We start from the raw sequence: 13,008 nt of genomic DNA, 5'->3' as shown, positions 1-13,008 counted from the left end.
AAAAAACTTAGCAAGGCATGGCATTGGAACCGAATCATGAAGAAAACAATGACTTATCAGGATTTAAATATGCCTGGTATAAAAAAGCAGAATATCAAATCAATATAAAGTCCTATCTTACATTAGGAACTGGAAAAGCAAACCAGACAGAAATAGAACAAGACTGGACCATCATACCGGGAGAATACAACCACATCGCTGTTGAGTCTTCTGCCCAGAGATATATTCAGTCAGACGGCCAGATGCAGGCTTTTTATGAAATTCTTGAAAAAATAAATAAAGCGACGGAGGTGGTAGAATTATCTTTGAATACAGATAAAAGCATTAATGAAGTCACCAACAAGGATGAAATTTTAAGGAAGTGGGAAGAGATAAAAAAAGACCTGCACTTTTTTGAGCTGGTAAAAGAAAGTTATAAAACCTTTATTCAGATCTACGATAAAGAGTTTAATAATATAGATCGTAATATAGGACGTAATTTATTGTACCAGATTATGTTTTACCCTTTACCGGTATTTGCAGGAGGAAGTTTTACCTATGAGATTCCTGTAAGAACTACTTTATCTACGCTTTTTCCCGGAGAAGAGTTGAATTACAGCTCTGCTTACAGAATTTCCGGAAACAAAGAAGGAGGATATACGGTAAAGCTGGAAGGAAAAAGTAAGGAAAGCCAATCCCGGTTTGAAAATGTATACAAGGAAAAATACCAGAGAACCCTGGTCAATCCTTTGGAGTACAAGTATGCAATAGAAGGAGAATATATTTATAATCAGGATTCAGTACTCTCGGAAGTCTTATTTCACGTGAAGGAAGAGCTTAATGAAAAAATGATATATGTCTGCAGATATCATATAAGGTTAAATAAAAAGTAACAATTAATCTACGATCGCTATGAGTCAATTATATATCGCACAAGGTACTCCGCTTATCTGTAGTAAAGGCAGAAGGCTTATAGGAATTGGAGTCAGTTCCCAGTCTTCAGTAAATTTGAAAAAAGGGGCCAAACTAATGGCTACGGAGGACGACCGTTTTAAAGACAATTTTATTTGTCCTGAAATGATGATCGCCGGAGCTTTAGCCGGAGTTGCTGTAGCAGCAGCTTTTTCCGGAGGACTTTTTGTTTTAGCCGCCGCGGCCTGGGCTGGAAGTGCTCTTATTGATGACTGCCTGAATATCTGTTCATTTCTATGCAAAGGAAGTGATTGGAAAAACACCCATCCAAAAGTTAGAATTGAAAAGAAAAAACCTTTACTTCAAAATTCCAGTTTACATTGTTTCATAGGAGGAGAGGTTACTTTTCATCTACCGGTTGTCCAATTACAGGAAGCTGTTACTGCCAGTAAAATGGCTCAGGATTCTTACGAAGATAATAAAGGACAAAATACTGCTATAGGCGGATATACCCGAATCAATACTGATGATCAGAATGAATTGGATAAATTATTCGGACCTGGAGTATTAACAAAAAAAGATTTTAATACAAATAAAGATAACGGTTTCTTTTCGTCTTTGTACTACAATAAAGATACTGGAGAATATTTTGTAGCTTTTAGAGGCTCGGAGGCCGGTGATCAGTTTGTAAAAGACTGGGTAATAGAAGATGGAGGACAAGCCTTTGGCTTTAATACACCTCAGATAGAAAAGACGAGAAACCTTGCCAAAAAGATGAATGAGGCAACTAACGGAAAAGTGAAATTTACGGGGCACTCATTAGGAGGAGGAAATAGTGCTATGGCTTCCTACTATACAGGACTTCCTGGTTATACTTTCAATGCCAGAGGAGTACATAGTAATACCCTGAAGTATCTTGATGAAAAGAAAGCTGTAGGATCAACTTCAAATATCATCAACTATAGTACAAGCAATGATATCCTCAACGGATTGCAAAATAACAGGGAAGGATTACTTGCTACATTGGCATTTTCAAGAATTCCCGGCCTTAATAAAATTGCTTTAGTAGGTGGTCTTACTGGAGCGGCACCAAGAGCCTTAGGAGAACAACATGAAATCTTCGGATATATTGAAGATAATGAAGGGCTTGGTATTAAAACCTTAGGAAGTGGACATGGTGCGTATGCAGATGCACTTCAGGCTATGGTAGCCAATATTAATACAGACGTTGTAGCAAATAATTCATAATATGAAACCAATTATTTTACTAATACTTTACACCATGACATTTTTTTCCTGTTCAGATTTTAGTCTCAGATCTCGTAAAAAAGAAAATAGAAACCAGTATCCTCCTTCAAAAATGTTCAAAGGAGACGGTTTATTAGCTGCTCAAAAAATGTTTGATGGAGATCTTGCCGGTATGAAACAAGTTATTAAGGAAAAAAACATTGATCTGAACAAATTACAGGAAGAAACAGGATATACATTGCTTATGTATGCTTCTATCATTGAAAACCTTAATGCAATGGAAGATCTGCTGAAATTGGGTGCTGATCCTAATATTATAGTTCCTAATGAAGGATTAGAATCTCCTCTAAACCATGCAGTAGCCCTTAATAACTATGAAATGCTTCAATTGCTTTTTAAGTATAAAGCTAATCCTAATCCTGCTTTAGGAGATTCCCCGTTATGTGACGCTATGATGATTGGAGGGCTTGAGAATACTGAAAGAAAAATGATCGATTATTTGATTCAGAATGGTGCTGATATTAATAATATCTCTTTTAATGGAAGTAATATTATGGAAGCAGCAGCAAGAGATGATCTAAACATTGCTATTTATTTTTTGGAAAAAGGGGGACAGCCTGTTATTTCTGGAACGAATATTTGTCCGATGGCTAGCTATATTCAGTTTGAGGAAGAAAATCAAAGGAAGTTTAATAAAACGGAAAATTTAAATGAAATATTAGCACTAAAAAAACAGCTCATTGAAAAATACAATGTTCACTTCCCTTACCAAAAAGATACAATAGCAGAAGCTAAGCTTAGAATAAAGTTGTATGAAAATTTAAGCCCTAAAGATAAAATATCAGTAAACTTCAAAAAGAATTACGGTGAAAACCGGTATCAGGAAGATTTGGCTATTGTAAAAGGAAAATAAAGAAAACCGGAACAACACATAATCAAATATAAAAAATCAGATCGGAAGGTCTGATTTTATTTTAATATTTCCCATTATAGTGTAAAAATGTGGGTAGATTAAATCCTCTTAAAAACACTATTTCCACCTTAAACAGGCATTTACAGTATTATGTTAACTCAAAAGTCGTAGAATTACTACATCAAATCGTAGTATTACTACAATATTTCAGATTTGCACCCAAAAACTTTTTCCTTACCCGGATCGGGTCTATCTTTGTTCTGTAATCAATCACTATTCACATAATATATAACATTTAAAACCACCAAACATGGCAGCAAATTCAAGAGGAATCTTAAAATTCAACGGAGGAGAAGGTCAGAAACTATTAAAACTTAACTACAGCGTATCAAGATCTACAGACGTTTCAGGACGTGTAGCATCAGATCCTTCAAACGCGTTGATCAAAGTTACAGTAGAAGCTACCGAAAAATCTGATATTCTGGAAAGTTTATTAAACGGAAAATATAAGCCTACAACTGGAGAAGTTACTTTCAACAAATCTCATGAAGAAGGTACGCTTACTACCCTGAAGTGGGAAAACGGATACGTGATCCAGCACGAAGTGGATTTCGATGCAATTGACAGCAACAGTATGCTAATCAGCTTCGTGATCAGTGCAGAAGTTATCACTCTTGGTACTTCTGAGTATCGTGGAATGTGGCCTTCATCCGGTCATTAAGAAGACCCAAGTCTTTTATTAAAAAATAACATCAGACAGAACAGCAGAAATGCTGTTCTGTTTTTTTATGGAAACTGCAGTATTTTGGATAGCAGATATCAAACATGAGATATAAAAAGGTTGAGATTGAGTTGGACTCTAAAATCCTCCAACTCTTACCCTCACCTCAAAACTCACAATTCATTACTTATTAATCCGAAGAAATATTCCTATTTTCTTATATTTGTTCATTATAGACATTATGGACGCAACACAAGATAAAAGACTCTTTCTCATCGATGCTTATGCGATGATTTTCAGAGGATATTACGCACTGATCAGGAACCCAAGGCTTACCAGCAAGGGGTTGGATACTTCTGCTATTTTCGGGTTTACCAATTCCCTGATCGAGTTGATCAGGAGAGAAAAACCAACCCACCTGGCAGTTGTTTTTGATGTAGGGCAGGCGAGTGTAAGAACGGATGACTATTCGGATTACAAAGCCAACAGAAGCGAAACTCCTGAAGCGATCAAGATTGCTATTCCATACATTCACAGAATTCTGGAGGCGATGCATATTCCCATCCTGGGAGTTGAAGGGTATGAAGCAGATGATGTGATAGGAACCATTGCCTGTAAAGCAGAAAAAGAAGGATATACCACTTTCATGGTTACACCGGACAAAGATTTTGCCCAGTTGGTGACAGATAAAATTAAAATCTATAAACCCGGCTTAAAGGGAGGCGATATAGAAATTCTGGGAGTAGAAGAAGTAAAAGCAAAATACGAAATAGAAGATCCCAAACAGGTCATCGATTTTCTTGCCATGATGGGGGATGCCGTAGATAATATACCCGGATTAGAAGGTGTAGGAGAGAAGACAGCCATGAAGTTCCTAAAAGAATTCGGAAATATAGAAACCCTGCTGGCGAATACGGATAAGCTGAAAGGAAAACTTAAAGAGAAAGTGGAAGCTTCTGCAGAAAGAGGAATTTTATCAAAAAAATTAGCAACGATTATATGCGATGCACCGATAGAATTCCATCAGGAGCAGTATGATCTTGATACACCGGATTTTGAAAAAGTAAAAGAAGTTTTTGATGAAATTGAATTCAGAAGACTGTACGAAAACCTTTACCGTGCCTTTGCCTCGGCTTCTGTAGAAACTGTGGTAGTAAGTGAAGTTGAGATCAAACAGACCGCTGCTGTTACAGAACTAAAAGGACAGGTAATGCAGCTGGATCTTTTTGCCAATTTTGAAGAACTCGATCAGGCAACTTCCACCAAAAGTTCTATTGAGCATAATGACCATCTCTACCAGTTTGTTAACAATCCGAAAGCCCAAAAAGTTTTGGTAGACAATTTATTAAAGCAGAAAGCAGTTTGCTTTGATACAGAAACCACTTCATTGAATGAGCTGGAAGCAGAACTCGTAGGAATGAGTTTTTCCTACAAAAAAGGTCTGGCTTATTACATTCCGCTATCTGAAGATAAAGGAGAAGTGCTTCAGACCCTGGAAATTTTCAGGCCTTTCTTTGAAAAGGAAGACCTTTTGAAAATTGCACATAATCTGAAATTCGATTATAAAATATTAAAGCAGTACGATATCACAGTAAAAGGGGCCATGTTTGATACCATGATTGCCCATTACCTGCTGAACCCGGACGGAAGGCACGGAATGGATTACCTTTCCGAAGTCTATCTCAACTATAAACCGGTTTCCATTGAAACCATTATTGGAAAAAAAGGTAAAAAACAAGGGACTTTCAGAGATGCAGACCTGAGAACACAAACCGATTATGCAGCAGAAGATGCCGACGTAACGTTCCAGCTGTACGAGCTCTTTGCTCCGCAGCTGAAAAAAGAAAATCTGGAAGAGCTTTTCTTCAACATCGAAATGCCGTTGATGGAAGTTCTGGCAAAAATGGAACTCGCCGGTATTTCACTCGATGAAAAATGGCTGGCCCAGGAAAGCGTAGATCTTGAAAATGACCTTAGACAGCTGGAATCTAAAATTTTTGAGCTTTCCGGAGAAGAATTCAATATGAATTCTCCCAAGCAGCTCGGAGAAATCCTTTTTGAAAAAATGCAGCTGGATCCTAAAGCCAAGAAAACAAAAACAGGACAGTATGCAACTTCAGAAGATGTTCTTCAAAAGCTGAGTTCAAAACATGAAATCATCAAGCATATCCTGGAATACAGAACCTACCAGAAATTAAAATCTACCTACGTGGATGCACTTCCTTCGCAGATCGATAAGCAGGATGGCAGGGTACATACCAATTTCTCCCAGACTACAGCTGCTACAGGACGTCTTGCGAGTGTAAACCCCAATCTCCAGAATATTCCGATCAGAACACTGCGCGGACAGCAGATCAGAGGGGCTTTTGTGTCCGGCGAAGGCAAAAAGATCATCTCTGCCGATTATTCGCAGATCGAGCTTCGTTTGATTGCTGAGATTTCAGGAGAAGAGAATATGATCAAAGCTTTCCAGGATGGAGAAGATATTCACGCATCAACGGCTGCTAAATTGTTTAAAATTCCTCTGGAAGAAGTTTCCAAAACCCAGAGAAGCCAGGCCAAGACCGTTAATTTTGGAATTATTTACGGACAGGGAGCCTTTGCATTGGCAGAACAGACCGGTCTTTCAAGGACCGAAGCTAAGCAGATGATCGAAGCCTATTTCGAAACCTATCCGAAACTAAAGGAATATATGGCGGAACAGGTAAGCAAAGCCCGCCAGATAGGGTATGTGGAAACAATTTTAGGAAGAAAACGTCATTTAAAAGATATCAATTCCAATAATTTTGTGGTAAGAGGCCATGCAGAAAGAAATGCCGTAAATGCACCGGTTCAGGGAAGTGCTGCTGATGTAGTGAAGCTCGCTATGATCAAAATTGATAAAGAGCTTAAAGAACAGCAGCTGCAGACTAAAATGCTTCTTCAGGTGCATGACGAACTTATATTTGAAGCTCCGGCAGACGAGATTGAAGCAGCTTCAAAACTGATCAGAACCGAGATGGAAAGTGCTTTGAAAACACAGGTACCTTTACTGGTAGAAGTGGGAGTCGGGAATAACTGGCTGGAAGCACATTAATAAAATAGTACATAATTAAAATAAGGTGGGTTGTTGGCTCACCTTATTTTTTTTGATTTCAATTTTATTCAGATAAATTATTTTAAACAAAAAGAAGACTAAAAACTTTAGCCTTCTAAAACTTCCTGCCTATGCGGAAAATTTTGTGTAATCATTTTTCACCTCATTGATTTTACCTTCGTCTCGGTTTTTTTTAAGATCTGTATTTCAAAAGAATGACGCTTCATTCAATTCAATACCAGATAAAGATAAGAAGTTTTAACTTCCTGTGAAATACTACTTTTGTATTAATTGTAGAAAAAGACTCAAATATTTTCATGATTCTTCATTGACATCCTTCAGTTTTGTAAGGTTTTCAAGAATATTAGGAACAAATCTTTCGGCAAAACCAGCCAGAAATGACCAGACGAGAAGCTTTGCCAGAGCCGCGGGAATGTAAATGATATAGTAAAATTCATCAGCATTGGGAAACAATGTGCCGCCAATCATCTCACCCATGAAAATCAGCGAAAGGATAAAGGCGAAAACCGCACCTATGGTTTGTATGGAAATCAGTTCCCTGATGGTTATTTTATGATTAAAAGCACCCGATCTTCTTGCCCGGGTAATAAGGCTTACTGCTGCACCCAAAGCCCCGAAAGATAAAGCGGCACTGAAAATGGAAACTCTTGTAAGCAGTTTAAACTGCCTGGACTCCGCATTGTCTGTCCAGTTTTTTACAACGATGGTTTTTCCTTCTTCATCCATGTTTTCAAAATTAGAGGAATGGGGCTGGCCCTTCAGATATAAAAAATAAATAAAAGGCAGGCACAGGAAAATGCTGTACAGGATAGCAGTAATGATAAAAGGACTTGTATTTTCCTTACCTAAGAGTCCGAAATGTAGAGTTTTCATGATATTGTTGTTTTTAATTCTATTGTTGTATCTACAAATTTCGAATGATTACAAACGACTATCAATTACCCTTTCTCGCTATTTTTATAACTGTATCATTCAGCATGCACAGATCTGTAGACTTTTTGCACAATATCTTCGGGAGATGTTTTTTCAAATACGTACCTTTCTTTTTTGAGATGAAAAGTTTTGGATTCTGACGGCATTTCCTCTTTCATGGTATTTACCGTTTCAAGGATTAGTTTTCCTTTCACAGGCTCATAATAAAGGGCAGAGTGGGAGCCGGCTCCCATATTGTAAGTCTCGATATAGGTAAGAATAAGGTCTCCGTTCAGGTATTTAAACCTGCTGAACTGGTTTCCATACGGTCCGATATCATAAAGGTTGATATTCAGTTCTCCGTTTTCAATGGAAATATCCTCCGGGTCATGCATTTTATAGCCGGCTTCATTATACTCATCAGGAAGAACCGTATCCGAAATCTTATCCAGTCTATATGTTTTATCAGTATTTTTTATCAGGATCATCATTTTCCTGGCAGCCAGCGTATCTTCTTTTTTTCTGATGACAAGAGCCCTATCAGAAAGTCCATCCAGATTAAGGTCTCCTTCCGCATCGTACTGGATTTCATATCCTGCAGGAACAAGATCAGACGGTTTGTTACTTTTAAAAGAGGAAGTTGATGCTCCAGAAATCCGATAAGTTGCTGTATCTGACTTAATGACGTTTTCTACAGCGTTTTTTTTCTGATCAGTAACCGTTCCTTTCTCTTTCTTGCAGGAATAGAGCAGGAGAAGGAATGAAGCGATTAGATGGATGATCTTTTTCAATGGGTTTTGTTTTTATATAAATTTTAGTCTCTAATAATTGATTGCCTATTTAACTCCCGGGTTCTGTTTTTTCTTCAGGTTGTCAATCTCTTTTTCCATTGTTTTTTTCCAGTCTTTTCCATTCCTTTTTTCAAGGTAGGAATTGGTGATTTCGGTGTACTTTTCCCGGGCTATTATATCCATTGCATCAATAATACACCCGGTGTTTTTTGAAATGATGCCATATTTTTTATAAATTCCATCTATCTTCCGGGTGGTTTCCTCATCATAGGGAGGAAGAAGAAATCCGCCATATCTCATGACGATCTGATCTTTTTTAATATCATTTTCAGCTTCCCGGGTATAGTTTTTTTCCAGGTTGCTAAGCTCTCTTTTATTTTTTACAAAGGCAGTTGTGGCGGTATAAATAAGAAATACCAGAATCAGAGAGTTTAGCACAGGGAAAATTCGTGAAAATTTGTCCTTAAAACTTAAATTCTTGAAATCCAAACTGCTGATAAGGTAAGAAACAAGAGCTGTTATGGCAAAACCAACCAGCAGGTATTGTAACTGAGATTCTTTAAGTACATACCAGAAATCAAACTGTACAGGATAATTGATTAAATAATACCCTGAGATATAAACTGCAGTAACTAAAAGAATTACAGCTATATTAACAGTAATGAGTGTTTTGTACATATTGGTTTGTGTTTTATAAGAAGATTATAATATTTTTATTGCGGGCTTACTTTTGTATATACAACTTCTTTATCCGTCAGGCCATACACGTTACAATCTTCAGGAGTAAGGTCAACAAGGTCAAAAAACAGATGGAAACTATACGTTCTGCCATTCATAAGCTTGGCATATTGGATGGTTTCTCTGATCGGAATTGTATACCTGTAACTTTCTCCCGGTTTTAGCTTTACTGTTTTTTTTATACAGTCGGTGAAGCAGTCTACATCAGCTGTATAGTCTATTTTATTTTCCTTTTCCCTGATTTTGACAAGCTGTAATCTGTAAGGAGAAAAAATTTTATTGATCTTAACTTTTTTGTTTCCTGCATTCATTACAGACAGCTCTATGATTCCTTTTTCCTGCAGATGAGTGGTGCCGGATTCAAGTTTTAACGTACATTTATTCTGTCCAAATGCAGTTGATGTACAAAATATCAGCAAAATAAATAGAATCTGTTTCATCCGTACTTTATTAAGCCTAAGATAATTAAAATTTTAAATTGCCGATAAAGTAATTTTGCTGAATAATCTAATTTTCAATAGGGATAATTCTTTTTAACTGCTTCAAGTCGGATATTCAGATTCTGCTTTGTATTCTCATTGATATCCGGCCATTTATTGTGATTGTTAAGTGTAAAATTTTTGTATATACTAAGCAGATCCAAAAAATTAGTTTTAAAAAGTTGTGATGTTTCATAAACATCATTCAGGTTAAGTTCAACATGTTCATCAAAACGGTAGAGAAGAAACTGCTCGTCAGAAGTGAGGGATTTTTCATAAGAAATAAAAGTAGCGATTTCAAAAACGGTTTTTAAAATCACTTTTCCATCCTGAAGCATATGATACAAAATTCCTAATACAGCTCTGTAAGTAATTTCCGGATCAGCTTCTGCAGAATTCTTCTTTAAGATTTGAGTGGTATCATGACCATTTGTAGCAGTGGAAAGCTCAATGAATTCATATTCAGATTCATCCTCAGAAGCCAAAATAGAATCAGCCCATGAATTAATAGTACTTCTCTTTATTGCTCCATATTCAAGAAGGATCACAAAAACCTTCAGCAGATTTTCATGATCCTTTATTGCAGCTCTTCCCATATAAGGCTAAACATTATATTCAATCTCGCCGATGTAGTATAAAGCATATTCTTCATCGTTCACGGAAACAGGGTTGGGAATCACATGTTTATTGGCGAAAATAATAGCGTTGACCGGAGTTTCCAGGCCCAGCTGGTTGATCTTTTGTTCCACAATCGGAAGCCATTGGTCGGCATAAGAATAATCTGAAAATTTTTCATAAATCCCTAAGCTTTCATCCTCAAAGCCATACTCCATAAAGTCATAGTCAAACCACTGAATATGTTGTGATTCTGCAAATTTTGAAACGTACAGGTCTTCATTTTCCTCTTCGGTGTAATATCTTTCGTCCTCTTCCGCAAAATCATTAAACTCATCTTCATTTTTAAAATATCCCAGCCAGAAGTGTGAAATCTCTTTCTCCATAAATTATTTTTTAATGTATTGTATGTTATTTTAATCTTTTTAATTGTCCGCTTTCCTGAATAACCTTTTCCAGTCTAGAAAGACTTGTTTTTTCCTGTTTGGCACTCATCAGCCAGTGAATGATCGTCCTTTGATAAGACGGGGCCTGTTTTTTGAAAAAAATCCATGCCTTTTCATGGGCTTTGAACCGTTTCTCATATAACGGATCAAGAAAAATATTCTCATTTTCATGCGAATAGATCCCTGTTTTATCTTCTTTTCTTGCCATGAACGCTTTTTGCCCTTCTTCGGTCATCAGGCCGGCTTTTGTAAGCTCTTCCACTTTTTTAATATTGATAAGGCTCCAGGTACTGTTCGGTTTTCTCGGAGTAAAACGGTTGGTATAGCTCTCCGTGTCCAGAGACCTTCTTACGCCGTCTATCCATCCGAAACATAAAGCCTGATCCACAGACTCGGACCAGTTCATAGAAGGTTTTCCGGTCCCTTTTTTATAAAAACCGACCAGAATTTCTTTTTCCTTTGTATGATTTTCTTCCAGCCACTTTCTGAATTCTTCCTTGGTGGCAAAAAAAGTAGGCGTCATTGTGGATCTTTATTGATGATTTATTTAAACTTTACCTTTCTTAGTGGTTTAAGAATATCGAAAACCTTTTAGAAGTGAGCAGATTTGATATTAAAATGTAATATTACAAAACTTTTCCTTTACACCCGGATTTAAACAATACAAAGCATGTATTAAAAAATAGTAAAATAAACTTTTTTATTGTAATTTTATTCAGGTAAAACTCTACACAATGGAATTCCTTCAGGATCACTACACGGTACAGAACGAGCTGCTGCTGATACTGATCTCCGTCCTTCTTGGATTGCTGATCGGCGCAGAACGTGAATACCGGAACAAATCTGCCGGTCTCCGGACCTTTATCCTGGTATGCTTCGGATCCTGCCTCTTTACCATTCTTTCCATAAAGATCGGGGTGGAAAACCCGGACCGTCTGGCGGCCAATATCATTACCGGGATCGGATTTCTGGGAGCGGGAGTGATTTTTAAAGGCGATAATAAGATTGACGGAATTACCACTGCTACTACCATCTGGGCGACTGCTTCAATAGGAATGGCTGTAGGTTCAGGATACGTTTATCTTTCATTGTTAGGAACCACATTGGTCCTTTTGATCCTGAGTGCCCTTATTTATCTTCAGAATTTTATAGATACCAGCCATAAAATCAGGGAATATAGAATAACTGTTGCCGGATCTGAGGATATTAAGCATTGCGAAAAAATATTTGATGAACATCACCTCAGGCATTTCATGTTGAAACTGCAGTACACACAGGGAAATCTTTCCATTACCTTGAGGCTCACCGGGAAGCATGAAAAGCATGATGAGGTTATTAAAAGCCTCATTAACGATTCTAAAATTACAGCTTTTCAATTTTAGCTAAAACAAAAAAATAAAGGCCTGAGCCTTTATTTTTTCTTGAACACATACAGGTCTTTGTTCGGACCTGTTATTTCTTTACCGTCCATATCCAGCTGAATAAGGACATTTTCACCTACTTTATACTTATAGGCGGCAGTTTTTCCTTTTAAAGTAATGATACTTCCTGCAGCATCCCATTCAAAAGTTCCTTTATCCTGGTTTTTGGAGTTTCTTTCAAGATATTCCTCCGTAATGCTGAACGTTTTATCATTGTTAATGGTAAGCGATGTCTTAATTCCGGGGCAGTCTGCACATGGAACAACGGCTTCATAAGTTCCCGGCCAGTCAAGGGCATTTTCCGAAGTATCACCCGGAGCTGTAGGAGTTGCTTTTGCAATGCTGTCAGATGGTGTGGTCTGTACAGCTGCTGAATCCGTTGTGGTATCCGTAGTTTCAGTCGTTTTTTCTTTAGGGTTACACGATGCTAAAAATGCAGCCGATGCAATGCCCAGAATGAACAATTTGCTATTCATCATGATGAGATAATTTAGATATATTAATAATTTAAGTGCTTTATTTGAAACAAAAACCAAGCCATAGAGGGGAGTCGGAGGGGTGTAGAGTTTGGGAGTTTTAGGGTTTGAGAGTTTGATTGATGTTGCCAGATTCTGGTTAATAGTTAAATTATTGAGGAAACAGTCTGAAATCTGAAATCTCACATCTGAAGTCTTGGTTCTTGATTCTTGACTCTTCATCTCTGCCGTGATATTTCCTCGCCCGCGTAAGGCATATG

General features: G+C 37.3%; 14 protein-coding genes. 6 read left to right on the top strand and 8 right to left on the bottom strand.

Annotated features, from left to right (window positions below):
- The first annotated feature begins 17 nt into the window (after window positions 1–17).
- From BUB03_RS16045 to polA, 5 genes are all read left to right on the top strand, one after another.
- Complete coding sequence (locus BUB03_RS16045; protein WP_073065016.1) at window positions 18–872, top strand: hypothetical protein; 855 nt, start codon at window positions 18–20, stop codon at window positions 870–872.
- Between the two features lie 19 nt (window positions 873–891).
- Window positions 892–2,139: a Tle-like phospholipase domain-containing protein gene (locus BUB03_RS16040; RefSeq protein ID WP_073065013.1), complete on the top strand. Its 1,248-nt coding sequence runs from the start codon at window positions 892–894 to the stop codon at window positions 2,137–2,139.
- A gap of 1 nt (window position 2,140) precedes the next feature.
- Window positions 2,141–3,052, top strand: coding sequence for an ankyrin repeat domain-containing protein (locus BUB03_RS16035; protein WP_228417912.1), 912 nt, complete (start codon window positions 2,141–2,143; stop codon window positions 3,050–3,052).
- A gap of 310 nt (window positions 3,053–3,362) precedes the next feature.
- Window positions 3,363–3,773, top strand: a complete 411-nt coding sequence (gene tssD, locus BUB03_RS16030; RefSeq protein ID WP_040996554.1) for a type VI secretion system tube protein TssD — start codon at window positions 3,363–3,365, stop codon at window positions 3,771–3,773.
- 241 nt (window positions 3,774–4,014) lie between these two features.
- Window positions 4,015–6,849, top strand: a complete 2,835-nt coding sequence (polA, locus tag BUB03_RS16025) for a DNA polymerase I (protein ID WP_073065011.1) — start codon at window positions 4,015–4,017, stop codon at window positions 6,847–6,849.
- Between the two features lie 315 nt (window positions 6,850–7,164).
- Here the strand turns inward: polA and BUB03_RS16020 are convergent, their stop codons facing one another.
- From BUB03_RS16020 to BUB03_RS15990, 7 genes are all read right to left on the bottom strand, one after another.
- Window positions 7,165–7,743 carry a hypothetical protein gene (locus tag BUB03_RS16020; protein WP_073065008.1) on the bottom strand — a complete coding sequence of 193 codons (579 nt, stop codon included), beginning with the start codon at window positions 7,741–7,743 and terminating at the stop codon, window positions 7,165–7,167.
- A gap of 95 nt (window positions 7,744–7,838) precedes the next feature.
- On the bottom strand, window positions 7,839–8,573 hold the full coding sequence (locus tag BUB03_RS16015; RefSeq protein ID WP_073065005.1) for a hypothetical protein: 735 nt from the start codon (window positions 8,571–8,573) through the stop codon (window positions 7,839–7,841).
- A gap of 45 nt (window positions 8,574–8,618) precedes the next feature.
- Window positions 8,619–9,251, bottom strand: a complete 633-nt coding sequence (locus BUB03_RS16010; RefSeq protein ID WP_073065002.1) for an FEKKY domain-containing protein — start codon at window positions 9,249–9,251, stop codon at window positions 8,619–8,621.
- 35 nt (window positions 9,252–9,286) lie between these two features.
- Window positions 9,287–9,751: a hypothetical protein gene (locus BUB03_RS16005; RefSeq protein WP_073064999.1), complete on the bottom strand. Its 465-nt coding sequence runs from the start codon at window positions 9,749–9,751 to the stop codon at window positions 9,287–9,289.
- A gap of 74 nt (window positions 9,752–9,825) precedes the next feature.
- Window positions 9,826–10,386: a hypothetical protein gene (locus tag BUB03_RS16000; RefSeq protein ID WP_073064996.1), complete on the bottom strand. Its 561-nt coding sequence runs from the start codon at window positions 10,384–10,386 to the stop codon at window positions 9,826–9,828.
- 6 nt (window positions 10,387–10,392) lie between these two features.
- Window positions 10,393–10,791, bottom strand: a complete 399-nt coding sequence (locus BUB03_RS15995; RefSeq protein ID WP_040996546.1) for an immunity 22 family protein — start codon at window positions 10,789–10,791, stop codon at window positions 10,393–10,395.
- A gap of 25 nt (window positions 10,792–10,816) precedes the next feature.
- A complete protein-coding gene (locus BUB03_RS15990) occupies window positions 10,817–11,374 on the bottom strand; it encodes a YdeI/OmpD-associated family protein (protein ID WP_073064993.1) in 558 nt (185 codons plus the stop codon).
- 211 nt (window positions 11,375–11,585) lie between these two features.
- Here BUB03_RS15990 and BUB03_RS15985 point away from each other — a divergent pair, with 211 nt between their 5' ends.
- Window positions 11,586–12,233 carry an MgtC/SapB family protein gene (locus BUB03_RS15985; RefSeq protein ID WP_073064990.1) on the top strand — a complete coding sequence of 216 codons (648 nt, stop codon included), beginning with the start codon at window positions 11,586–11,588 and terminating at the stop codon, window positions 12,231–12,233.
- 29 nt (window positions 12,234–12,262) lie between these two features.
- Here BUB03_RS15985 and BUB03_RS15980 read toward each other — a convergent pair whose 3' ends face one another.
- Window positions 12,263–12,970, bottom strand: a complete 708-nt coding sequence (locus BUB03_RS15980) for a copper resistance protein NlpE (RefSeq protein ID WP_228417910.1) — start codon at window positions 12,968–12,970, stop codon at window positions 12,263–12,265.
- Window positions 12,971–13,008: the final 38 nt, after the last annotated feature.

It is taken from the genome of Chryseobacterium oranimense (assembly GCF_900129755.1).
Classification (GTDB): Bacteria; Bacteroidota; Bacteroidia; order Flavobacteriales; family Weeksellaceae; genus Chryseobacterium; species Chryseobacterium oranimense.
Note: the sequence above shows the minus strand (reverse complement) of the source record. Positions and strands in the feature narration are given on the sequence as shown.

Excerpts from the sequence above, each read along its gene's own strand:
- polA (WP_073065011.1), top strand. The coding sequence starts at position 4,015 with ATGGACGCAACACAAGATAAAAGACTCTTTCTCATCGATGCTTATGCG.
- BUB03_RS15980 (WP_228417910.1), bottom strand. The coding sequence starts at position 12,970 with ATGAAGAGTCAAGAATCAAGAACCAAGACTTCAGATGTGAGATTTCAG.
- BUB03_RS16000 (WP_073064996.1), bottom strand. The coding sequence starts at position 10,386 with ATGGGAAGAGCTGCAATAAAGGATCATGAAAATCTGCTGAAGGTTTTT.
- BUB03_RS15985 (WP_073064990.1), top strand. The coding sequence starts at position 11,586 with ATGGAATTCCTTCAGGATCACTACACGGTACAGAACGAGCTGCTGCTG.
- BUB03_RS16010 (WP_073065002.1), bottom strand. The coding sequence starts at position 9,251 with ATGTACAAAACACTCATTACTGTTAATATAGCTGTAATTCTTTTAGTT.
- BUB03_RS16005 (WP_073064999.1), bottom strand. The coding sequence starts at position 9,751 with ATGAAACAGATTCTATTTATTTTGCTGATATTTTGTACATCAACTGCA.
- BUB03_RS16045 (WP_073065016.1), top strand. The coding sequence starts at position 18 with ATGGCATTGGAACCGAATCATGAAGAAAACAATGACTTATCAGGATTT.
- BUB03_RS15995 (WP_040996546.1), bottom strand. The coding sequence starts at position 10,791 with ATGGAGAAAGAGATTTCACACTTCTGGCTGGGATATTTTAAAAATGAA.
- BUB03_RS16020 (WP_073065008.1), bottom strand. The coding sequence starts at position 7,743 with ATGAAAACTCTACATTTCGGACTCTTAGGTAAGGAAAATACAAGTCCT.
- BUB03_RS15990 (WP_073064993.1), bottom strand. The coding sequence starts at position 11,374 with ATGACGCCTACTTTTTTTGCCACCAAGGAAGAATTCAGAAAGTGGCTG.
- BUB03_RS16040 (WP_073065013.1), top strand. The coding sequence starts at position 892 with ATGAGTCAATTATATATCGCACAAGGTACTCCGCTTATCTGTAGTAAA.
- tssD (WP_040996554.1), top strand. The coding sequence starts at position 3,363 with ATGGCAGCAAATTCAAGAGGAATCTTAAAATTCAACGGAGGAGAAGGT.
- BUB03_RS16035 (WP_228417912.1), top strand. The coding sequence starts at position 2,141 with ATGAAACCAATTATTTTACTAATACTTTACACCATGACATTTTTTTCC.